Origin of the sequence: Arthrobacter mangrovi, from assembly GCF_026011795.1 — a bacterium.
Classification (GTDB): domain Bacteria; phylum Actinomycetota; class Actinomycetes; order Actinomycetales; family Micrococcaceae; genus Crystallibacter; species Crystallibacter mangrovi.
This window is the reverse complement of record NZ_BRVS01000027.1, coordinates 61,937-82,973: the sequence shown is the minus strand read 5'-3', so window position 1 is coordinate 82,973 and position 21,037 is coordinate 61,937. Positions and strand designations below refer to the sequence as shown.

Here is a 21,037-nt window from a genome sequence, read left to right as displayed (position 1 = left end):
GGTCCGAGAAATCACCGGCTGGGGCTTCGCCGCGGTAGATGAATTCGTGACGGAGGCGGAAGCCACGCGCCAGCAGGGGCCCTTTCCCATGAAATGTGTGAATGGTCCTGGTCGCGCGCTTGACGGACTCGCCGTAGCTGCCGGTTAGCCTGCCCAGTCTCGCTGCGTAGGCCTGGCGGTCCTTGGGGGTGGGGAGCCGGGAAAAGTCCAAGGGGACAATGCTAATTTCGAGAGCCTTTCTACATCTAATATTGAACGTCTAAAGCCGCCAGTAGCTCTTCATGACATCTCAATATTGATCTATCTCACTTGCGGCTTTACCCGTCAAATCATTCTAGTGGATAGACGGCACGATCGCTCATACAGTTCTACGTGTTCACTCGTCCGTCCCCCTACTCAGATGCGTGTCTCTTATGCCTTCAGAACTTCGTGCTTACCTTGATGAATCTTCTGCCATCCGGTCAGAAGACTCACAGCAGTACCTGGTGTGCGCCGCAGTCGTTCCTGAGGACTCGGCCGAAGAGCTTCGGGAGCAGCTGCTGTCCTTGCGTCTCAAGGGACAAATCAAACTCCACTGGACAGACGAAAGTGACGCACGCCGGAAGAAGATCGTTGCGGCGGTGAGCGAGCTGACACCCATGACAGCGGTTGTGACCCACATGAGTCAACGACAAAACAAGACCGAACGTTTCAGACGGAAGTGCCTAGAAACGATCTACTATGAGTTGGCTTCGATGGGTGTCCGGGAAGTTGTCTGTGAATCGCGGATGCCTACCCAGAACCAAAAGGACGTCGCTCACCTCGTGGCTCTTAGAGGTCAGAAGGTCGTCGATCGTGACTTCACCATTAGCCACTGCCGTGGGGGTGATGATCCGCTTCTATGGATACCTGACATTTTCCTTGGTGCCATTAATGCAAAGCACCTCGGGCATGACGCCTACTACGAGGCGTTGAAAGATCTTCTGATACTTGAACGGACGACGCCAGACTCGGCTTAAACACGAAAGGCCCAAGATCCAGTCGTCCGGCTGGGGTTCAAGGGCCTTCTTCCCATTCCATCGCAATGGCGGGCAATCATTACGATAGTCGGCCGTCATCCAACAGGCAAGTCGCCTAGGCGCCGGAAGCACTAGGTCCTCTCAAACTTCAGGCTCTCCATTGAGCGTGGTTGCAGGCCTAAGGGCTAAGTCCGTTGGTGGGGTTGGTCTGTGTGATCCGTTGAGAGCCAGTTAGCGCACTGGCCTATCGTCCGCTGATGCAGCTGTTTCCGGTCCGGGGACTTCCCTGATCATGGCAGCCATGCTGCGGATAGCCGCGGCGTTCTGTTGCCATGCGCTCCCGTTATGCGTACATGCCCGCATGCTTCGCACGCCGGCGGCCTCAGCTGCGCTGCTGAGCTCCGACCACGCGTCTTTCAGAGCCATCAGTTGCTCCGGCGTTAGCTGTTCGGGTCCTTCGGGCGGGTTTGGCGCAGTAGGGGAGGAGTCCCTCACGGCGGATTTTGGGCGCCGGCTGAAAGAGGCTCCGTAGTCGCATGGTTCTCTCCCTCGTAGAGGATCCCCGCTCTGGGGCTGGGGGATTAGGTGGGAGCTTTACGGTTTCAAGCCGGGCTGCAGCTTCGGGTCAGGTGGGTGCTCGCGGGGCTCGCACTGGATCGGGCGGCCCCTCCGCTTCGCTGCATGGCCGGCTGATTGGGTCCGGTCCCGGCTCCGCAGGGCTCCGCCGTGCCCGGACCTGATTTTGTCTACGACGTTTTGGCTGCTGTCCTGTCGGATTGTACGTGTCCGCTCCGGCCGGTCTAGCCCCTCCTTCGTCGGGGCCTGCGGTCCGGGAATTTCCCTGCGGCGCTCCTTTGTCGCTGATTTCCTTCGGGAATTTCCCGGCCTTTGCCCTGCGGGTTGACAGGCCTCCGTCGGCCACAGCTCCGCAAGCTTCGCCAGCAGCCAAAACAACTGTGAGTGGGGACGCTGGCCGGTCACCTAAGCCGCCTCACCCGCCACCCTTTCGGCAAAAAGGAGCAACACCACATGAATGCAGTCACCATCAGGACCGTGACCACCGTCGATACCGGCGAAACCATCCGTGACGTTCCGGTGCTCGTGGATTACCACATGAACGACGGCTACGACTGGATGGACGTGATCAGTGAACACGGCTGGTCCGTGATCCCCAGCTGGGGGTGTGACGGCTGGGACCTTGGCCAGTGGCCGTATGTCATGGTCGCGGGGATCCGCACCGCCGATGAGACCGGCAACCTGTTCGGCATGGCCACGTACTGTGAGGGCGATGTGCGGACGACGTTCTACCGGACCAAGGCGCGTTTTTGGGAAGCGATCACGGAGCAGGCGTTCTTCCATTGGAAGAACGGGCAGGCGCAGGGCCCGGAAGACCTGCCCGAGGCCGTGGCGGACTTGCCAGGCCGTTACCGCACGCCCTGCACCATCTACGACGCCGCCTAACCATCCCCTCACCAGCCGGTGCCCCGCCTCGTGCGGCGGGGCACCGCGCCATCCTCAGAGACGATCATTTGAGAGGACGCAACCTTGATGAGCACCTGTACCGCCCTGATCATCCCGGCGGACCTGAACGAGCCGGCCCGCGTGGAAACCATCGACGCGGGTTTGGAGACCCTGCAAACCCTGGTTGGCGGCAACATTGAAGCCGTGAGCGGTGGGGACTGGCACTTCTACCTGAATGAGGAAGGCAAAATCCTGGGCCTTGCCCCGAACCGCCGTGCCGGCCTGCTGGTCCTGGAGGAAACCGGGGTGCTGGCCGACCTGTACTGCGGGGATGCCGTGTTCCTGGGGGAGACCCCCGACGGGGACGAGGGCGACGTACCCCGGGACCTGATCGACCTTGCACAGCAGCTCTTCGGACTGCAGCCGGCAACGGCCTAAGACGGCGGGCACCCGCTTACTCGCATGAGTAGGTGGGTGCCCGGGTTATCGCCCCTTTCGGAGGTGCGCGGGCGGTCCGCCGCCAGTGGCCGGGTCGGGTGGCTGGTCGCCGGCGGCGGACCGCCATTCCCGCCAGCTGCCTGCACAGACCACCCGGTGTGCGCGGCAAGACCCCGTCGGGGCGAACCCGGGGCGAGATCCGTGGTGACCGGGAAGCGGGTGCTCGCGGGGCTCGCACCCGATAAGGGCGTCCACTGCGCTTCGCTTCGTGGCCGGCTGTTGGGTCCGGTCCCGGCTCCGCAGGGCTCCGCCGTGCCCGGACCTGTTGTGTCTACGACGTTTTTGTGGCTGTCCTGGCGGATCATACGGTCCGCTCCGGCTCAAGCTCCTGACCCCGTCGTTCCTCCGGGGCCCTGCGGCACCGGAAATCTTCGACGGCGCTCCTGGGTCGCTTATTTCCTTTCGAAGATTCCCGGCACCTTGCCCTGGGCGGGAGGAGACGCCTCCGTCGGCCCCGTAGAGCACTTCGTGCCAGCAACACAAACAACGCGGCGGGGGAGAGGGGACGCTGGCCGGTCACCACGATCGCCTTACCCGCCAACCTTTCGGCAAAAAGGAGCAACACCACATGAACGCAACACCGACGCTCGAAATGCTCGACCCGGCCACCCTGACCGTGGACGTGAATGTCCGCAAGGACGCAGCCTTGACTGCTGAGTTCGTGGCCAGCATTCGGGAGCACGGCGTGATGGAGCCGGTGATCGCGCACCGCAAGGACGACGGTACGGTGCATGTCCTGATGGGCCAGCGCCGCACCCGCGGGGCGGTGGAAGCCGCACGGCCGCTGATTCCGGTGATGATTATCGAGTCCCCGGAGGAGGCAGAACGCATCGTGACGCAGGTGGTGGAGAACATCCAGCGCGCGGAACTGACGGAAGCGGATGAAGCCGACGCGTACCACCAGCTGTCCCTGATCGGGGTTTCGGCGGCCGCCATCGCGAAGAAGACCGGACGGACCAGGACCAGTGTCGAAGGCGCGTTGAAGGCCAAAGCCTCCGTGGCGGGTGCCGCCGCCCTGGGCAAGGGCTGGTCGATCGAGGAGGCGCTGATCATGGCCGAGTTCGAAGGGGATGAGGACGCCACTGCCGAGTTGGAGTCCGTCCTCGCGGACGAACCCGACCAGCTGCTGCACGTCGCACAGCTGCTGCGCGACCGCCGCGACAGCGTCGCGGCCCTCGCCGCGCTCCGTGAAGAACTCACGGCCCGGGGCAAGACGGTGGTGGAGGACGCCGGATACTACGCCGAGGAGGAGAACCTGTATGTCTCCGCAGCCTTGCGGGCGGACGGGGATCCGGCCACCGATGAGGACGCCAACGCGTACGTGATCAGCACCGACTACCGGGGTGAGCATCACGCGAAGCCGGTCATCAGCGGGTGGAAGGACCTGGGTTTCACCCCGCGATACGAGCGTTACGACGGCGGCACCGGTGCACGGAAAGGGCCGATGACGGAGGAGCAGAAGGCCGAGCGGAAAACCCTGATCGAGAACAACAAGGCCATGGTCTCGGCCACGACGGTGCGCCGGGAATTTGTGAAGTCCCTGTTGGCGAAGAAGCAGGCACCGAAGGGCTGGCAGTACTTCACGGTTCACGCGATCACGCACCACCCGGAGACGGCCAGCGGCTATGACGGCGAGGTCGCCGCCGGCATGGTCGGAGCGAAGGCCGAAGGGTCCAAGACGTGGGGCTGGAACCCGCTGAGGGACCACGTGGCCAAGTCCATGGCACGGCCTGAGTTTTCCCTGATCGCGCTGATCTGTGCAGGGTATGAGAAGACGATCGCCAAAGACTCATGGCGCTCCCCGTCGCAGACCCACCGCGACTACCTGACACAGCTGATCACGTGGGGATATACGCCGTCTGAGGTTGAGCGGATCATCGTTGACAGCGGCACCCCGGGCGAGGACGAGACAGCGGCCTAAGACCCCCTTGCCGGGCGGACCCCACCGCCCGGCAAGGACCCCGGCCACTCACCGCGAACACGCCGGAAACCTTTCATGCGGCGGGCGGTCCGCCGCCCCGGGCGAACCCGGGCCCCTGCTCACCACCGGCGGACCGCCGTTAAACGCCACCGGCCACCCAGCCATGTAGGTGCCGCGCTGCCAGGCATGACGACGCCGTGAGGCACCAACCCACGAGAGAGACCTTCAGCTAAGCTGAAGCACGAGATTTCCTTTTGCCGAAGGACGGAAGAGGGCCGGCCCCAGCCGGTCCTCTTTCCGTTTAAGTGCATGTCAGTCCCAAAGGTTGTGTTTGCCCTGCGCCTGAAACCTCGCTGTGCCGTCCGGGAGTCGGCAGCGTTGCGTTTTGGGCCATGGGAAAGCTGACCGCACCCGGCCCCGCGCCGTCAGAGGCTGTGCACGGCCACCGCTTGCCCAACGCGACGATGTCCCGGTGGTGCCGTGGTGGCTGTGTACAGGCGGTCCGCTGGGTCCCGTCGTCCACATGGGTGCGGGAAAAGCCCGGAGGAAATAGCTTTTGCCGTGCCCATGTGGACGAGGGGCTACTGGCTGTGGGAGCTTCCCGTCCTACGCGTTCAGGCGGGATCGTCTGCTGTTTCCACGGTCGCTGCGGGCGCCGTTTTAGCGGGCTGTACGGCGGCCCGTTTACGGCGTTTGACGGCTGCGTTCTCCAGTCCGAGTTTTTTGAGTTCTTCTTCACTCCAGCCGTCGCGGGTGGCGCGAACATAGGCGCGTTTGTCTTCGCGTTCGGCCTCGGCCAGCTGCTCTTTGAGATCAGCGATCCGCTGACGGACCTGGACGAGCGCAGTGACAGATTCGATGCGTGAATTGAGGAGCTGCCGGGCTTTTTCCTGAGTGTCTTCAATACTGATAGTCGCCATGGTTAAACCTTAGATGGCGGGCCAGAAAAAGTCGCCTGAAAGGTGCGCCCGGACGTGTGGACGCAGCGGAGCACCGGCGGAGCAAGCTATACACTTACACGGGTGTAAGTGGTGAATCCTTTCGACAAGGGTGTTGTCTGTCGGGCACACTGGGGGTGTGGTCCCCGGTTTTGCGGGGTCGCTGCGCTGGGCCTTCAGGATGAGAGGGGAGACCGATGGGCGAAGAGAACGTTTCCGGTTCCCGGTTGTCGCGTCGGCGTCGTGCGAATTCGCCGGCCGGGTCGAAGAAGCGCCGGGACCTGTGGGTCACGGCGGAAGAGGAAGCGGCCCTGGTGGCGCGTGCGGCGAGGGAGCGGGTGACGGTGCCGAATCTGCTGATCTCGGCGGCGCTGTCTGAGGGGGCGGAGACGCCGACGGAGCGGAAGGCTGCGGCGGCGGAGTTGATGGCGTTGCATACGCTGTTGGCGCGGGTGTCGAATAACGTGAACCAGATTGCCCGGCATGCGAATGCGGGGGAGGAGTTCCCGCGGGATGCGCGCGCGGTGCTGGGGTATGTGCGGCAGGTGGCGATGCGGATCGACCGCGCCGTCGAGGGGCTGATGTAGCCGATGATTCCGAACATCACCCGCGGTGCGCGGATGGGCGGCCTGATGATCTATTTGGTGTCGACGGATGCGGACAGGACGAAGAACGCGCACACGGAGCCGCACCTGGTGGCGGGGGATCCGGCGATCATGGCCTGGTACGACGACGGCGTCCTGGACAAGGATGATGCGTTGGCGATTGCCAGGCATTTGGACCAGCCGCGCAAGGCCTTCGGGGTTGAGGTGCGGGTCAAGGACCTGCAGTGGGACCCGGTACGGAAGCAGCGCATCCATGTCGGGTACAAGGACGCGAATGTGTGGCACTGCTCGCTGAGTCTGCGCGCCGAGGAAGGCGCGCTCACGGATCAGCAGTGGGGTGATATCGCCAACGATTTCGTGGACGCGATGGGCTTCACCGAGGCCAGCGGGAAGGCGCAGTGCCGCTGGGCGGCGGTGAACCACGGGACGAGCGAGAACGGCAATCACCACATCCATATCGCGGTGTCCCTGGTCCGCGAGGACGGCACCAAGGCCTCCACCCACGGCGACTACCACCGCGCGCAGGAAACCTGCCGGGCGCTGGAGGCCAAGTACGGTTTGGAAGAGCTCTCCACCGTGCACGCGTCCCGCGGCTACGACCGGGCGGAAAAAGCCACCGCCATCAGGGACGAGCGCGAGATGCACCGCCTGTCGCTGGCGCGGAAGGTGCGCGCCAGCGCCGGCGCTTCGGTCAGTGAGGCGGAGTTCGTCCGCCGCGCCCGCGACACCGGAATCCTTCTGCGCCCGCGCTATGCGAAGAACACCACGGACGTCATCGTCGGCTACTCGGTGGCCGAGCGCCCGCCACGCGGTGAGCGCCCGGTCTGGTTCGGCGGGGGAACGCTCGCTTCCGACCTGACCCTGGGGCAGCTGCGCCAGCAATGGGCGGACTCACCGCAGGCCGCTATCGAGGCGGCAGCGGAGTGGAATGCCGCGGCGAGGAACCGGCGCAAGGCCAACCTGAACGGCCCCGAACAGAGTGTGCCGCGCCCGGAGGCTTGGGTGGAATACACGCGCAACGCCACCGCTTTGGCGGACCGGCTCCGCGCTATCCCGCGTGATGATCACGCGACCTGGGCGAAAGCCGCCCGGGAAGTATCCGGCGCCTTCGCAGCATGGTCCCACCGGCTCGAACCGACGCCCGGACCCCTGGCCGCTACCGCGGCCGAACTGTCCCGCACCGCGCAGCTTCGCAACCCGCGCCGGCACGGCGCACCGGTTCGGCTGCCGTCGATCGCGGGCACCGCGATGCTGTTCATGGCCGCCGCGAGCAAGGACAAAACCGCGGCGCAGACCGCGCTGATGGTGCAGCTGATCAACACCGCCTTCGCCGTGTACGAAATGCACGCCCAATCCGGGCGTGCCCGGGAAGCCCAACGCATCCGTTCAGTGGTCGAGAACCAGCTGGCCCCCTTCACTGCAACGATGCCCAAAGCTGTACCAGTAGGAGTAGGAGCCGAACAACCGCCCGTAGAAGCAGCAGTCCCCAGAGCCGTGGATATCGCGCTCCGCGGCATGGCCCCGATTCGTCCCGGCTCCGTGGTGCCCGCGACGCCCACTCCGGCGACACCGGCGAAGACCTATCAGCCCAGCCGGCGCGACACCGCGCCCGGCCTCGACCGGTAAAAATCACACCACTAGTGCAAGGGGAATAGCCTTGAGTGAAGCAGACGGCATCGACGACGTCCTGGATAACGGCATGCGGCAATCCTTGCTGATCGCCTCGCGCATCGCCGAGACACTGGCACGCCGCCGGCAGGAATCCCTACGGCAGCAGGAACACCAGGACGCCCAGGCGGCACACGAAGCCCAGACCCGGCTCGCGGCCGAGCGCAGCACCGCGCACGCGGCATTCGCCGCCGTACACAAGGACCAGTGGTGGGAGAAGGCGCAGCCGGCCGACATTGCCGCCGCCCACGCTGTCGCTGAGGGCTGGAAAGACCACGACCCTACTGCCCTGGAAGCGTCGGAGAAGATCCGCCGGGAAGTCCTCACCCGGTACGGCATCGACACCCACGACGTCGGCTCGGACACCGCCTACCTCGAATCCGGGATCGAAACCATCGCAACCGAAAAGGCCGGGCAGGATGAGCCGGCGTACAGCCAGGACGAGACGCGCAAGGCCGCCGCCGAACACGAAAAAGCCATGCAGCTGCTCGCAGCGGCCCGCGCCGAAGAACTCCGCGCCCAGGCGACAAAGCTGGCCCCCGTGATGGAACGCCACCAAGTCCCCGCCGAGTACCTGGCCAACCCCGACCTGGCACAGGCATTGCAGAGGGCACACAACGCGAAAACCCACACAGCGGTCGCAGCTGCAGACGCCGAAGTGAAGGAACGTATGTTCCTTATTGGCAAGGACGGGATCAATGGACCCGAGATTGACCAGCTGCGTAAGGAAACCACGGCCACCATCAACGGTGCCGAAGACTCGCACTTCCAGGATCCAGAGTTCGTGAAAGCAGCCAAGGAAATGCGCGAAGCCAAGCTCCTCGCCGAAGCCGGCTTCACCGGCTCACTGGGCCAGCCGCTGGAACAGCGCTACGCACAAGCCGAAAAGGAACTGTTCGCCCGCATTCAAGGCATGGGACACGAACTGGAGAACCGGGTCATAGGCGAAGACAGCCAACAGCCCAAAGCCCGCCCCGAAAAAGCCGAGACCAGTGCAGCGGTGGAGTACGGTTCCGCCGCCCACCACCAGGCCTTCGCTGCCTCCCTGGCCGGAACCGCCACAGAGCAACAAGTACAGGGACGCCTCGCAGCCGCCCGCAGCGAAGGCACACACCCCAGCGCAGCGGTCACCATGGGCAAGGGCGTGACCAAAGCCAGAAAGACCCGTGGAGGGGCAGGCCTCGGAGCCGAAAGGTCCAAAGGCGGACCCAGCCGATAATCCCGAAAGACAAAACCGGTGGTCCTCATGGTTTTGGTCGTGGCTCTGGGGGCCTGTTTGCTCGTGAAGTGATCCGGTTTTGGGCAAGGCGAAGCGGAGCGCCACAGGTTGTTGCACAATTACAGCTGACTCATGCCGGCAGTCATGTCCAACCAAGCGTCGGCTGGAGCAGCGGTTCCAATGGTTCAGAAGGCGTCTGGACAATTTTTCGCGGAAGACAGCCGGAACGTCCGGCTACTGTGGAATCCATGACCGAGCTCGAACCTGAACTACCTGGAGACTATGCGGCCGTGTTGTCGGCGCTGAAAGTGCTCGTTCAGGAAGCCCAGCACCGTGCCCAACGCGCCGTAAATACCGCCATGGTTGAGCTCTACTGGAACCTTGGCCGAACGATCCTCGACAAGCAGGCGACTGAACCGTGGGGAAGCAAGGTCCTGGACCGGCTCGCGCGCGACCTTCGTGCAGAGTTTCCGCATATGAAGGGGTTTTCCCGCACAAACCTCTACAACATGCGGGCGTTCGCCGCCGCTTGGAAGGGGCCGGAACCAATTGTCCAGACTCCGTCTGGACAATTGAGTTGGAGCCACAACGTGGCCCTCCTGAACAAGCTCAACGAACACGGGCTGCGCCGTTGGTACGCTTTAAAAGCCGTCGAGCACGGATGGTCGGTTGCTGTGCTGGAACACCAGATCCTCACACAGCTCCACTCCCGCGAAGCTGCCGCTCCAAACAACCTTGAGGCGAGACTTCCGGGGGAAGGCAGTGATCTGGCCCGGGAAGTCGCAAAAGATCCACTGGTACTCGATTTCCTGGGACTCACCGAAGAGGCCGAGGAGCTCGCCATCGAGCAGGCCATGACGCTGCGCATGTCCCAGACCTTGGCTGAGTTCGGTAGAGGGTTCGCCTTCTATGGCCGCCAGTACCACCTTGATGTAGAAGGCGAAGACTTCTACATCGACCTCCTCCTCGTACACGTACCCACCAACCGGTTCGTCGTCGTCGAATTAAAGGCCGGCCGGTTCAAACCAGAACACCTTGGTCAGCTGAACTTCTACGTCGCCGCCGTCAACGACCTTGTGAAGTTCCCCGGGATGGCGCCCACTGTCGGGATCCTCGTCTGCGGATCCAAACACGAGCCAACAGTCCGCTACGCGCTCGATGGGTCCTCTCAACCCATTGCCGTTACCTCGTATACGTACGACAAGCTTCCACCCGAGGAACGTGAAGCGCTCCCTTCTCCCGAAGCAATCACAGCGGCCCTCGAACAGGGGAACGTTCAAAGCGCAGCTGATGGCGAGGACATAGGGGGACTTGCCAGGTAATTGACAAGCCTGTCCTGCCCCAGCTGCCGCAGTCGGGTTTAGCCTGTCACTCTATGTGGCACGACCGTCTGGGTTTCGGTACAGGAAGCTGAGGGCTGCGGAAGCGAACCCTTTCTTCACACCGGCGTTTTGGGTCCAACAGTCCGGAAGCCACAGTTGCTGCTCGCAGAATCGGGCGAGTTGGAGCTGCGCGCGGCTAGCCTGTAGCGGTTGCAGTATGAGTCGTGGCAAAGAAAGGATCCACCGCGCATAGCACGGCCCCTGCCGATCGTGGGGCCGAGAGGGTTTATCAGTGGCGAGTTGCGATAGTACTTGGGTAGAAACCAGTCAGCGCACCATTCCCATACGTTTCCGCTCATTTCGTAGAGGCCGTACCCGTTGGGCGGGAAGCTGCGCACTGGGGCGGTGCCGAGGAAACCGTCCTGCTCTAGATTTCTTCGGGGAAAATCGCCCTGCCAAATGTTACACAGGTGCACGTTTCCGCTACCGAGGAGTTCGTTGCCCCAGGGGTAGCGCCGGCCCTCGAACCCACCGCGGGCGGCGTATTCCCACTGAGCTTCGGTGGGCAGCTTCCTGCCCGCCCATGAGCAGTAGGCTTGGGCGTCGTTCCAGGAAATCTGCACTACGGGATGGTCCGGGAAGTCCTGCCAGTTTGAGCGCCGGCCGTACGGATGCGCCCAATCGGCTCCCCTGACGCTCACCCACCAGGGGACCCCAGCGACCGTGCCGAGAACGTCCGCGGGGGCGGCCTGAACCTGCAGGTGGAACACCGCGGAGGTCCCGTATGCTTCGGAGTCGGTCCGGTACCCTGTGGCGTCAACGAAGCGGGCAAATTGATTGTTGGTCACGGTGGTGGCGTCCATGGCGAATGAATCGAGTGCGACTTGATGGACCGGGGTTTCACCGTCTTGGGGATATCCCTCATCGAAGTGGTCGCCCATGAGGAATGATCCACAGGGAATCACCACCTCGTCGTGGGAGACACGGCGGTCTTGCGGGTGTGGGATACCGGCAGGATCCATGGAGCGTGAACCCTCACGCTCCGGCATGCCGCAGCAACTCACCGGTCTTCCTTTCCCCAGATTTGATGACGTCCGAACTTCCAATAATGATGCCAGCGGCAGATTCGATGAAAAATGAAGGGACCCGATCCTCCGGTCACGCAGAAGACTCCCGGGCCGAAATCCAGCGACATGCACCTATCGATCGGTGACCTGCGGCCCAGGCGGAGCAAGGGAAACTTGTCTTTGTGGGCCAGTCGAAAAGCATGCTGATCAGGGAAGTTCAGGGCGCCTGCATCATGTTCATGCCGCCGGCAACCCAGATCGGCTGGCCAGTCATGTAGGGCAGGCGCCCTGAGGCGACCGTGGCGACCGCCTGGCCGACGTCCTCCTTCTGGCCCCAACGGGGGATGGGCACGCGGCCGTCGGCGACCCACTCGTCCGGCACGCTGCTGCCCGACGAGGCGGTCATGGCTGTGGCAATCAGTCCCGGGCGGATCTCGTGGACGTAGATGCCGTGTCTGGCGAGACGGACCGCGAACAGCTTGGCCACCATGCTCAGGGCCGACTTCGTAACGTTGTACTGTGACCGGTCGACACTCACCAGCTCGGCAGCGATGGAACTGACGATCACGATGCTCCTGTAGGCGTCATCGGCTACCTGCCCCTTGTCCTCGAGCAGGAGGTTGGCGAACGCTTGAGTCAGAAAGAACGTGCCACGGAGGTTGATATCGACGGAGCGGTCAAAGGCGTCGGGGGAGAGGTCAAGAATGTCTGTCAGCGGGCGGGCAGCGATTCCCGCGTTGTTGACCAAGCAATCCAGCCGCCCGAAGTCGCTGAGGACAGCCTCGAGGACCGGACGATGCCGCGACAGATCGGCAATGTCCAGCTGGTAATAACGCACCCGATCTGCCGGAACGGCGGCGAGGACTTCCGGGTCCGCCTCCGCATGAAGGTCCACGACCGCGACGTCGAACCCTTCCTTGGCGAGTTCGACGGCGGCGCCGAACCCGAGGCCTTGGTGTCCCCCGGTGACTACGGCGACGGGACGGAGGGCTGGTGTGGCTGCCGGTTGCCTCATGGTGGTCCTTTCGAAGGATTGCTTAGTCGATGAAGCGGGCGATTTCGTCCGCGGTGGCCCGAAGCAAGGCCAGCAACTCCGGCTCGCGTTCGGCGGGGAGCCGGGATTCCAGCCCGGAAATGCTGACTGCTGCGATCGGGCGGCCAGTGGATGAGGGGACGGGCAGGGCGATGCCGGCAAGACCGGGCATGACGACATCGGCCCCGTAGACGTAGCCATCGGCGTCGATTTGTGTCAGGGCTAATCGTAGCGCCTGCTCGTGTTCGGTCAGGCTCGTGGTGCGCCAGGCGTCTGGCTGGTCGTGTTCCAGACGCGCCAGATGTTGCTCCCTGGCATCTTCGTCGAGTTGGGCCAGGAGGATCAGGCCGTTGTAGCTGGACGTTAACGGGATTGTGTCGCCGACGTTGACCGACTGCGCGCGGATCGGGAAGGCGCCCTCGGTCCGGACAATGTAGTGCGCGGCCCCAAACTGCAATATCGCCACGTATACCGTGTCCCCGCAGGCGTCTGACAACTTCTGCGCCGCCCGCCGTACCGCGGCCAAGTCCCTTACCGGGCTCGGAGCCGCAGCCCCGAGATGGAACAAAGCCGTGCCAAGGGCGTAGCGCTTGTTCTCAAGTTGCCGGACGTAGCCGACGTCTTGCAGCTCCTGCAGGAGCCGGTGGACGGTCGGCCGGGCGATTCCCGTGGCCCGGGACAAGTCGAGAAGGCGTGCCCCTACTGTTCCATGGGAGCCGATAGCGGAGAGAAGCTGGGCCACGCGGGCCACGACCTGTTTCTTGTCTGCGTCGCCATTCGCCGATATCAAGTCCATTATGCGAACTCCGCCCTCTACATGCTTTATTGGGTTCATAACCGCTTACATTGCTTGCGTTCCCTGCTCGACTTCGGTCACAATGTGTGAGCGGGAACACCGATCTGGGACTCCCAGTATAACCCGAACACGAACCAGAGTCCATTGAATGGACTTTATTTTGAGGAGAGAAATGGGCAGCAGCCACGAGATCCAGGGGCATGCCGCGATAGTCACCGGCGCCGGGGGCGGCATCGGCTCTGCGGTGGCCCACAAGCTCGCAGAGCTGGGCGCCGGCGTCGTCTGTGTGGACCTGAAGCCCGCGGCCGCCAAGCAGGTTGCCCAGGAAATCCTCGCAGTGGGTGGGCGGGCCGTCGCCCTCGACGGCGATGTCAGCGACCCCGCGCTGTCCCTCCGTGCCGTCGAGGCCGCTCACGCCGAATTCGGACGTCTGGAAATCCTCGTGAACAACGCCGGTGCGGGCAGCGAGATGGCACCCCTGTGGGAGATCGACCTCGACACCTGGAGGCGTAATCTGGACGTCAACCTCACCAGCCAGTTCATGCTGTGCAAGGCGGCGGTCCCGGGTATGGTCGCGGCCGGTTATGGCCGGGTCGTGAATGTCGCTTCCGCGGCCGGTATGGAAGGTCATGCGCTCTCCAGTCCCTATGCGGCGGCAAAGGCTGGCGTCGTCGCCATGACCAAGTCCCTGGGCAAGGAACTGGCCAAGACCGGCGTCATCGTCAACGCTGTCGCCCCCGCTCTGATCGGCTCCGGGATGCTCGACGAGCCTTGGTTCTCCGGGGACGTGAAGGAACAGCTCCTCGGCCGGATTCCCATGGGACGTGTTGGCGATCCCCGCGAGGTGGCCGAGATGGTTGCCTTCCTTGCCTCGCCCGCGGTGAGCTTCTCCACCGGGGCGGTCTTCGACCTCTCCGGCGGCCGTGCCACCTACTAGGCCGCCTCACACAGCCCTCGTTCGATTCCCGTATTTCAAGGAGACATCCATGGATTCAATGACTGCGGAGGCCACCCGCCCCGCCGGCACCGCAATGAGCGCCGTGGAACGGCGCCGTTCGCTCGTGGCAACCGGCGTCGGCAACCTGCTCGAATGGTTCGACTGGGCCGTCTATGCGGTGTTCTCCACCTACATCTCCGCGGCGCTCTTCAGCAAGGAGGACCCGGTCTCTGCCCTGTTGGGCACGCTGGCCGTCTTCGCCGTTGGTTTCGTGATGCGGCCCCTAGGCGGCTTTGTCTTTGGCCGGCTGGCCGACAAGAAGGGCCGCAAATGGGTCCTGCTGGTCACCATGCTGATGATGGCCGCCGGATCCCTGGTGATCGCCTTGATCCCCAGCTATGAAACCATCGGCGGTTTCGCTTCCATTCTGCTGCTTTTGGCACGGCTCATTCAGGGCTTCGCCCACGGCGGCGAATCCACGGCATCGAACGTGTATCTGCCGGAGATCGCCCCGCATGCCAAGCGCGCCCTGTACGGATCCACCGTCGCCGTCGCAATGGGCGGCGGCACCCTAATCGCCACGCTATTCGGCACGGTACTAGCCCAGCAGATCGAAGCGTCGGCGATGGGCGAATGGGGCTGGCGCATTCCGTTCTTCTTCGGGGCGCTGCTGGCGATCGTGGTCCTGTGGCTGCGCCGCAACATGATGGAATCCGAGGTCCACACCGAGCACGTGAGCGCTGTTGCCGCCGCAGCCAAGAACGCCACCACCGATCCGGGCTGGACCCGCGGCCAGATCGCCAAGCGCGCGGTCGAGGTCTTCTTCTACATGGCGGGCACGACGCTGCCCTACTACATCTGGTCCTCCTACGCGGCCGTCTACGCGATCTCCCAGCAGGGCATGGAGCCAGGACCCGCATTCGCCGCGACCCTCGGCGCCACAGTCCTGAACATCTGCCTGGTCCCGGTCATGGGCTGGATTTCCGACCGGATCGGCCGCCGCATCCCGGTAATCTTCTACAACCTGGCCACCGCCGCGCTGACCTTCCCGATGTTTGGCCTGATCAGCTCCGATCCGTGGACCCTGTTCGCCGCGCAGAGCATCATGATGGGGATTAGCGCCTGCATCGGGGGCACCCAGCCGGCCATGATCTCCGAGCAGGTTCCCACTAAGTACCGCATGCTGATCATGGGCACCGCCATGCCGCTCGCCGTCGCGCTTTTCGGCGGGACCGCTCCCTACCTCAACACCTGGTTCACCTCCGCCGGCAACGGCTGGCTGTTCAACCTATACATGATCGCCGTCTGCCTGGGATCCGCCGCCGTCGTCTGGCGCTGGAAGGAGATCAAAGGCATAGACCTGCGCGACGTCCGCTGACCCCATTCCCGCCCCACCCTGCGAAAGGAGCCAGCATGCTGGCCACCGACCTCATGATCCCGGCCGTTGCCGACATCCGCGGAACCTCAATCACCTACTACGACTCCCGTGACGAAAAGGACCGCGATGACGTCCTGGTCATGGTCCACGGGACCTCCGGATCCACCAAGACACACTTCGGGTTCCTCTTCCCAATCCTCGCCGCCAAGCAGCGCGTGGTATCCATCGACTGGTCCCAGCCTGATCGAGACGGCGAGCGGCTCGAACTGGACCAGCTCGTCGACCAGGTGGCCGGCGCAATCGAAGTGATCCTGCCCGGCCGGAAGGTGGTCCTGCTCGGCTACTCGCTCGGGGCGGTCGTTACCGCCGCCCTCGCCGCCCGCCGGCCCGACCTGGTCGAGCGGTTGGTCCTCGTCGCTGGCTGGATGAAGACGGATCTGCAGCAGATACTGCGCAACGACGTCTGGCAGGCACTACGCGCCTCCGGCGACGACGCGATCCGGTCCTACTCCACCTTCTGCGCCTTTGGGGGACCGTTCTTGGGGTCCAAGACCCTTGCCGACCTGCAGCCGGCGATGGACGCCATGGCATTCGACGCCTTCGGCGACCAGCAGATGGAGCTCAACCGGCGCATCGACATCGTTGAAGAAGTCCATCGGATTAGCGTTCCGACACTGGTGATCGGCTGCACCCACGACCAGATGGTTCCGATCCGCCACCAGAAAGCACTCTTCGGGGCCATCGAGGACGCGCGCTTCGCCGAAATACCCACTGGGCATGCGGTCGTGTTCGAACGGCCCAGTGAGCTCACCCACCACATCCAGCGGTTCCTCGATGAACCAGAAGCATTCACCGCCGGGAGCATCGTCCCCACGCCGCAACCGTAGCAGCGGCCAGCATCCGTAGAGAGGCACCACCATGACTGACCAGACAGTCCAGCACGTCAAGACCCTGATCGTCGGCTCCGGCTTCGCCGGCCTCGGCCTGGCCATCCGGCTCAAGCGCCGCGGCGACGGTGACTTCGCGATCATCGAGCGCGCGCACGATGTCGGAGGCACCTGGCGCGACAACACCTACCCGGGGGCCGCGTGCGACGTGCCCAGCCACCTGTACTCGTTCTCCTTCCGGCCCAACCCGGACTGGTCGAGCGTCTTCTCGCCCGGCCCCGAGATCCAGCAGTACCTGCGCGATGCCGCCCGCGAGGAGGGGCTGCTGCCGCACGTGCACTTCGGCGCCGACATGCTTGACGCCTCCTGGGACGACAACGCCGCCCGCTGGACCGTCACCACCTCCGCCGGCACGTTCACCTCCACCTACCTGGTCACGGGTACCGGTCACCTCGCCGACGAAGCCTTCCCTGCGATCGAGGGCCTCGAGGACTTCCCCGGAGCGAAGTTCCACTCAGCCCGCTGGGACCACTCCGTCCCGCTCGACGGCAAGCGCATCGGCGTGGTCGGCACCGGGGCCTCGGCAATCCAGATCGTCCCCGAACTGGCGAAGATCGCTTCCGAACTAGTGGTCTTCCAGCGCACCCCGGCGTACATCATCCCACGCGCCGAACGCGCCTATACCGAAGGGGAGAAGCGGCTGTTCCGCCGCGATCCCTCGGCCATCACCGAACTGCGCTCTGAGCTGTTCTGGGGCGGGGAAAACACCTACGCCCAGCGGCGCGCCGTCCCGCAGTTCCTAGAGGCCGGCAAGAAGATGGCCCTGGACCACCTCGCCGCCCAGGTGCCCGACCCGGAGCTGCGGGCCAAGCTGACGCCGGATTATGAACCGGGCTGCAAACGCGTGCTGATCTCCAACGCGTTCTATCCGGCCCTGCAGGCCGAGGTGACCACCCTTGAGGCCTCCGCGCTGCGGCGTGTCGAGGGATCGACGGTGGTCGCGGCGTCGGGCGCGGAGTACGACCTCGACGTGCTCGTCTTCGCCACCGGCTTCGAGGCCACCGAACCGCCTTACGCGGCGCTCGTGCACGGCCGGGACGGTGTCAACCTCTCGGATCACTGGAAATCGGGCATGCAGGCGTATGACTCCGTAGCCGTCGCCGGGTTCCCCAACCTGTTCAGCATCAACGGGCCGAACACGTCCCTGGGCCACAACTCGATCGTCTACATCATCGAATCCCAGGTGGAGTACATTCTCGGTGCCTTCGACTACGCAGCCGAGCACGGGATTGAGGTCATCGAACCGACCCGCGAGGCCGAGGAAGCCTACGTCGATAAGCTCCAGGCCGATGCGCAGGGCACAGTCTGGATCGACGGCGGCTGCAAGAGCTGGTACGTGGACCAGCGCAGCGGCAAGCTCACGCTGATCTGGCCGGATTTCGGCTTCGCGTTCCGCGACAAGAACGGCACCTTCTCACCGGATGGCTACCAGACGCGAATCGCACCGCAGGCGCTGCCGCAGCCCGCCGGCGTCTGACACCCCAAGAGCCGGACCCCGCCCGGGCAGGTAACAGCAAGCCCGATTCAACCGAACCTGAAGGAGAACGTTATGAAGATTGATGCTTACGTCGTCGAAGGAAAGAACCAACCATTCCTCCGCGAGGAACTGGAGCTGGAAGCCCCAGGCCCGGGCGAGGTGCTGGTCCGCGTCGTTGCGACCGGCGTCTGCCACACGGACTTGAACACGCAGTCCGGCGATATGCCCCTGCCCCTGCCCGGCGTTCTGGGGCACGAGGGCTCCGGTGTCGTCGAAGCCGTCGGCGAGGGCGTCACCGACTTCGTCCCCGGGGACCACGTGATCATGGGATGGCCCTACTGCGGTGAGTGCCGCAATTGCCGGCGCGGCGAACCCCGATACTGCGCCAGAATCGTTGACGCCCTGTGCGGCGGCCATCGGCTCTCGGGTCCGAAGGCGGGCGAATCCGCCTACCGCCGCGCGGACGGCACCAGCCTCTCGGGGCACTTCTTCGGCCAGTCCTCTTTCGCCAACTACTCGCTGGCCTTGGCCTCCGCGCTGGTGAAGGTGGACAAGGACATCCCGCTGAACCTGCTCGGCCCGCTGGCCTGCGGCATCACCACAGGCGCCGGCGCGGTCTTCAACACGGCTCAGCCCGGGCCCGGCGAGTCCATCGTCGTCTTCGGCACCGGCGCTGTCGGCCTCGCCGCAGTCATGGCCGCGACCAATACCCCGGCCGCCACCATCATCGCCGTAGATCTTCATGATTCGCGGCTGGAGCTCGCCCGGGAGCTGGGAGCCACGCACATTGTCAACTCCGGCAGCGCCGACCCCGTTGAGGAGATTCTGCGTATCTGCGGCGGCCCCGCCGACTACGTGCTGGACTGCACCGGAGTCATCAAGGTCATCGAGAAGGCCGCCGAGGCCGTGGGCATGCTCGGCACGCTGATCCTCATCGGCGGCGCCCCGGCCCAGGCCAGCTTCACACTGGACCACCTGCGCACACTGTGGGGCCAACGCATCATCGGCACCCTGGGCGGCTCCAAGACCTCCCAGGAGCTGATCCCGGCGCTCATCAGCCTCTACCGCCAGGGGCGGTTCCCCTTCGACAAGCTCGTTAAGTTCTACGCCTTCGACCAGCTTGATCAGGCCATCGCCGAGGCCAAAACCGGCGAAACCATCAAGGCCGTCCTGAAAATCGCCTGACCTGCCCACCACGGAGGAAACACCCATGACAGTCACCACGACCTCGCCGACATCCGCCGCCCCGTCCTTCGCAGCCGAGATCCCGCATCGCATCCACATTGTCGGCTGGCGGGAGGGCCGGTCGGAGAACAGCCTGACCACCACCAACCCATTCGACGACGCGGAGCTGGCCATCATCCGCCAGGCTTCCGTCGAAGACGTGGACGATGCTTATGCGGCAGCAGCCGCCGCACAGCCGGCCTGGGCTGCGAAAACCCCGGCGGAACGCGCAGCCGTGCTCTCTGCGGCTGCGGACTACCTTGAAGCGAACCGCGAGCAGGTTGCGGAGTTGCTCTCGGCGGAGTCGGGTTCCTCCGCGCTGAAGGCGGCAGCGGAGGTCGGGGCGGCGATCGCCGCACCCCGGGAGGCTGCCACGTTCCCGTCACGTGTGCATGGGCGGATTGCGCCGTCGAACTCACCGGGCAAGGAGAACCGTGTGTACCGCGAGCCGGTCGGCGTCGTCGGAGTGATCAGCCCGTGGAACTTCCCGCTGCTGCTCTCCCAGCGCTCGGTGGCGCCTGCGCTGGCCTTAGGTAACGCCGTTGTGCTCAAGCCCGCTTCCGATACTCCGCTGACCGGAGGCCTGCTGCTGGCCAAGGTGTTCGAGGAAGCCGGCCTGCCGGCCGGGGTGCTGAACGTCGTCGTCGGCTCCGGGGCCGAGATCGGGGACCATTTTGTGGCGAGCCCGGTGCCGTCATTCGTGTCCTTCACCGGTTCGACCCCTGTGGGCCAGAATGTCGGGAAGCTCGCCGTCGGAGGGAAACATATGAAGCGCGTGGCACTCGAGCTCGGTGGCAACGCCCCGCTGGTGGTGCTCGCAGACGCTGACCTGGACCAGGCTGTCCGTGCCGCGGCGATGGGCAAGTTCCTGCACCAGGGGCAGATCTGCATGGCGGTGAACCGGATCATCGTCGAGGCCCCGGTCTACGGCGAGTTCGTCGAGCGTTTCGCTGCACACGTGGCAACCATCCCATTCGGTGACGTGGCTGACCAGGCGAACGTGGTGGGCCCAATCATCAACGATTCCCAGCTGGCCTCGGTGACCGGGAAGATCGAGCGCGCCCGGGCCGAGGGTGCACGCGAGGTCCATGCCGGACCGGTAGAGGGCCGTGTTGTCGCCCCGCACGTGTTCGCCGACGTCACGCCGGAAATGGAGCTGTTTCGTGAGGAGATCTTCGGACCCGTAGTGGGCATCGTGAGGGCCGAGGACGAGGCGCACGCGCTGGAATTGGCGAACGATACGGAGTTCGGGCTTTCCAGTGCGGTATTCACCACCGACCTTGAGAAGGGGGTGCGCTTCGCCCGCGGCATCAAGGCCGGCATGACCCACGTCAACGACATTACCGTCAATGACGAGCCGCATGTGATGTTCGGTGGCGAGAAGAACTCCGGCCTCGGCCGCTTCAACGGCGACTGGGCCATTGAGGAGTTCACCACCGATCACTGGATCGGTGTGCAGCAGACGCCGCTGCAGTTCCCCTTCTAGAGCGGGCTCTGGGGCGGACAGCGGCGCCGCCGCCGTCCGCCCCTCGAGATCACCTTACCGCG

General features: G+C 64.4%; 18 protein-coding genes. 14 read left to right on the top strand and 4 right to left on the bottom strand.

The genetic code is table 11. From position 1 onward, the window contains the following. Window positions 1-413: 413 nt before the first annotated feature. The 4 genes from AHIS1636_RS18125 (at window position 414) to AHIS1636_RS18110 (ending at window position 4,878) form a co-directional block, all read left to right on the top strand. On the top strand, window positions 414-998 hold the full coding sequence (locus AHIS1636_RS18125; protein ID WP_264797253.1) for a hypothetical protein: 585 nt from the start codon (window positions 414-416) through the stop codon (window positions 996-998). A 1,029-nt stretch (window positions 999-2,027) separates the two neighbouring features. Further along, the gene (locus tag AHIS1636_RS18120; RefSeq protein WP_264797252.1) at window positions 2,028-2,459 is read left to right on the top strand and encodes a hypothetical protein; all 432 of its coding nucleotides are present in this window, start codon (window positions 2,028-2,030) and stop codon (window positions 2,457-2,459) included. Window positions 2,460-2,546: 87 nt separating this feature from the next. Next, the gene (locus AHIS1636_RS18115) at window positions 2,547-2,897 is read left to right on the top strand and encodes a DUF3846 domain-containing protein (protein ID WP_264797251.1); all 351 of its coding nucleotides are present in this window, start codon (window positions 2,547-2,549) and stop codon (window positions 2,895-2,897) included. 628 nt (window positions 2,898-3,525) lie between these two features. Further along, window positions 3,526-4,878 (top strand): ParB/RepB/Spo0J family partition protein, encoded by a 1,353-nt coding sequence (locus tag AHIS1636_RS18110; protein ID WP_264797250.1) that lies wholly within the window; start codon window positions 3,526-3,528, stop codon window positions 4,876-4,878. Between the two features lie 614 nt (window positions 4,879-5,492). Here the strand turns inward: AHIS1636_RS18110 and AHIS1636_RS18105 are convergent. Next, the gene (locus tag AHIS1636_RS18105; RefSeq protein WP_264797249.1) at window positions 5,493-5,798 is read right to left on the bottom strand and encodes a hypothetical protein; all 306 of its coding nucleotides are present in this window, start codon (window positions 5,796-5,798) and stop codon (window positions 5,493-5,495) included. A 215-nt stretch (window positions 5,799-6,013) separates the two neighbouring features. Here AHIS1636_RS18105 and mobC point away from each other — a divergent pair, with 215 nt between their 5' ends. The 4 genes from mobC to AHIS1636_RS18085 all read left to right on the top strand — a co-directional run bounded on the left by mobC (window position 6,014) and on the right by AHIS1636_RS18085 (window position 10,630). After that, on the top strand, window positions 6,014-6,403 hold the full coding sequence (gene mobC / locus AHIS1636_RS18100) for a plasmid mobilization relaxosome protein MobC (protein WP_264797248.1): 390 nt from the start codon (window positions 6,014-6,016) through the stop codon (window positions 6,401-6,403). 3 nt (window positions 6,404-6,406) lie between these two features. Then, the gene (locus AHIS1636_RS18095; protein WP_264797247.1) at window positions 6,407-8,047 is read left to right on the top strand and encodes a relaxase/mobilization nuclease domain-containing protein; all 1,641 of its coding nucleotides are present in this window, start codon (window positions 6,407-6,409) and stop codon (window positions 8,045-8,047) included. Window positions 8,048-8,078: 31 nt separating this feature from the next. Next, the gene (locus tag AHIS1636_RS18090) at window positions 8,079-9,308 is read left to right on the top strand and encodes a hypothetical protein (protein WP_264797246.1); all 1,230 of its coding nucleotides are present in this window, start codon (window positions 8,079-8,081) and stop codon (window positions 9,306-9,308) included. Window positions 9,309-9,556: 248 nt separating this feature from the next. Further along, window positions 9,557-10,630, top strand: coding sequence for a PDDEXK nuclease domain-containing protein (locus AHIS1636_RS18085; protein WP_264797245.1), 1,074 nt, complete (start codon window positions 9,557-9,559; stop codon window positions 10,628-10,630). Window positions 10,631-10,746: 116 nt separating this feature from the next. On the opposite strand, the gene AHIS1636_RS18080 is transcribed toward AHIS1636_RS18085, so the two are convergent. The 3 genes from AHIS1636_RS18080 to AHIS1636_RS18070 all read right to left on the bottom strand — a co-directional run bounded on the left by AHIS1636_RS18080 (window position 10,747) and on the right by AHIS1636_RS18070 (window position 13,526). Further along, a complete protein-coding gene (locus AHIS1636_RS18080; protein WP_444979310.1) occupies window positions 10,747-11,679 on the bottom strand; it encodes a formylglycine-generating enzyme family protein in 933 nt (310 codons plus the stop codon). 235 nt (window positions 11,680-11,914) lie between these two features. Continuing rightward, the gene (locus AHIS1636_RS18075) at window positions 11,915-12,712 is read right to left on the bottom strand and encodes a 3-ketoacyl-ACP reductase (RefSeq protein WP_264797243.1); all 798 of its coding nucleotides are present in this window, start codon (window positions 12,710-12,712) and stop codon (window positions 11,915-11,917) included. 22 nt (window positions 12,713-12,734) lie between these two features. Then, entirely contained in the window at window positions 12,735-13,526 is a 792-nt protein-coding gene (locus AHIS1636_RS18070; RefSeq protein ID WP_264797242.1) for an IclR family transcriptional regulator, read from the bottom strand. A gap of 172 nt (window positions 13,527-13,698) precedes the next feature. Between AHIS1636_RS18070 and AHIS1636_RS18065 the strand changes: the two genes are divergently transcribed. The 6 genes from AHIS1636_RS18065 (at window position 13,699) to AHIS1636_RS18040 (ending at window position 20,975) form a co-directional block, all read left to right on the top strand. Continuing rightward, on the top strand, window positions 13,699-14,463 hold the full coding sequence (locus AHIS1636_RS18065) for an SDR family NAD(P)-dependent oxidoreductase (protein ID WP_264797241.1): 765 nt from the start codon (window positions 13,699-13,701) through the stop codon (window positions 14,461-14,463). Between the two features lie 49 nt (window positions 14,464-14,512). Continuing rightward, window positions 14,513-15,841, top strand: a complete 1,329-nt coding sequence (locus AHIS1636_RS18060) for an MFS transporter (protein ID WP_264797240.1) — start codon at window positions 14,513-14,515, stop codon at window positions 15,839-15,841. 35 nt (window positions 15,842-15,876) lie between these two features. Continuing rightward, the gene (locus tag AHIS1636_RS18055; protein WP_264797239.1) at window positions 15,877-16,728 is read left to right on the top strand and encodes an alpha/beta fold hydrolase; all 852 of its coding nucleotides are present in this window, start codon (window positions 15,877-15,879) and stop codon (window positions 16,726-16,728) included. Window positions 16,729-16,759: 31 nt separating this feature from the next. Then, window positions 16,760-18,265 (top strand): flavin-containing monooxygenase, encoded by a 1,506-nt coding sequence (locus AHIS1636_RS18050; RefSeq protein WP_264797238.1) that lies wholly within the window; start codon window positions 16,760-16,762, stop codon window positions 18,263-18,265. Between the two features lie 72 nt (window positions 18,266-18,337). Beyond that, window positions 18,338-19,450 (top strand): NAD(P)-dependent alcohol dehydrogenase, encoded by a 1,113-nt coding sequence (locus tag AHIS1636_RS18045; RefSeq protein ID WP_264797237.1) that lies wholly within the window; start codon window positions 18,338-18,340, stop codon window positions 19,448-19,450. 25 nt (window positions 19,451-19,475) lie between these two features. Then, window positions 19,476-20,975 carry an aldehyde dehydrogenase family protein gene (locus AHIS1636_RS18040; protein ID WP_264797236.1) on the top strand — a complete coding sequence of 500 codons (1,500 nt, stop codon included), beginning with the start codon at window positions 19,476-19,478 and terminating at the stop codon, window positions 20,973-20,975. Window positions 20,976-21,037: the final 62 nt, after the last annotated feature.

What these genes read in the sequence shown, in the direction of transcription:
- AHIS1636_RS18125 (WP_264797253.1), top strand. Translation starts at nt 414, where the DNA reads ATGCCTTCAGAACTTCGTGCTTACCTTGATGAATCTTCTGCCATCCGG.
- AHIS1636_RS18120 (WP_264797252.1), top strand. Translation starts at nt 2,028, where the DNA reads ATGAATGCAGTCACCATCAGGACCGTGACCACCGTCGATACCGGCGAA.
- AHIS1636_RS18115 (WP_264797251.1), top strand. Translation starts at nt 2,547, where the DNA reads ATGAGCACCTGTACCGCCCTGATCATCCCGGCGGACCTGAACGAGCCG.
- AHIS1636_RS18110 (WP_264797250.1), top strand. Translation starts at nt 3,526, where the DNA reads ATGAACGCAACACCGACGCTCGAAATGCTCGACCCGGCCACCCTGACC.
- AHIS1636_RS18105 (WP_264797249.1), bottom strand. Translation starts at nt 5,798, where the DNA reads ATGGCGACTATCAGTATTGAAGACACTCAGGAAAAAGCCCGGCAGCTC.
- mobC (WP_264797248.1), top strand. Translation starts at nt 6,014, where the DNA reads ATGGGCGAAGAGAACGTTTCCGGTTCCCGGTTGTCGCGTCGGCGTCGT.
- AHIS1636_RS18095 (WP_264797247.1), top strand. Translation starts at nt 6,407, where the DNA reads ATGATTCCGAACATCACCCGCGGTGCGCGGATGGGCGGCCTGATGATC.
- AHIS1636_RS18085 (WP_264797245.1), top strand. Translation starts at nt 9,557, where the DNA reads ATGACCGAGCTCGAACCTGAACTACCTGGAGACTATGCGGCCGTGTTG.
- AHIS1636_RS18080 (WP_444979310.1), bottom strand. Translation starts at nt 11,679, where the DNA reads ATGCCGGAGCGTGAGGGTTCACGCTCCATGGATCCTGCCGGTATCCCA.
- AHIS1636_RS18075 (WP_264797243.1), bottom strand. Translation starts at nt 12,712, where the DNA reads ATGAGGCAACCGGCAGCCACACCAGCCCTCCGTCCCGTCGCCGTAGTC.
- AHIS1636_RS18070 (WP_264797242.1), bottom strand. Translation starts at nt 13,526, where the DNA reads ATGGACTTGATATCGGCGAATGGCGACGCAGACAAGAAACAGGTCGTG.
- AHIS1636_RS18065 (WP_264797241.1), top strand. Translation starts at nt 13,699, where the DNA reads ATGGGCAGCAGCCACGAGATCCAGGGGCATGCCGCGATAGTCACCGGC.
- AHIS1636_RS18060 (WP_264797240.1), top strand. Translation starts at nt 14,513, where the DNA reads ATGGATTCAATGACTGCGGAGGCCACCCGCCCCGCCGGCACCGCAATG.
- AHIS1636_RS18055 (WP_264797239.1), top strand. Translation starts at nt 15,877, where the DNA reads ATGCTGGCCACCGACCTCATGATCCCGGCCGTTGCCGACATCCGCGGA.
- AHIS1636_RS18050 (WP_264797238.1), top strand. Translation starts at nt 16,760, where the DNA reads ATGACTGACCAGACAGTCCAGCACGTCAAGACCCTGATCGTCGGCTCC.
- AHIS1636_RS18045 (WP_264797237.1), top strand. Translation starts at nt 18,338, where the DNA reads ATGAAGATTGATGCTTACGTCGTCGAAGGAAAGAACCAACCATTCCTC.
- AHIS1636_RS18040 (WP_264797236.1), top strand. Translation starts at nt 19,476, where the DNA reads ATGACAGTCACCACGACCTCGCCGACATCCGCCGCCCCGTCCTTCGCA.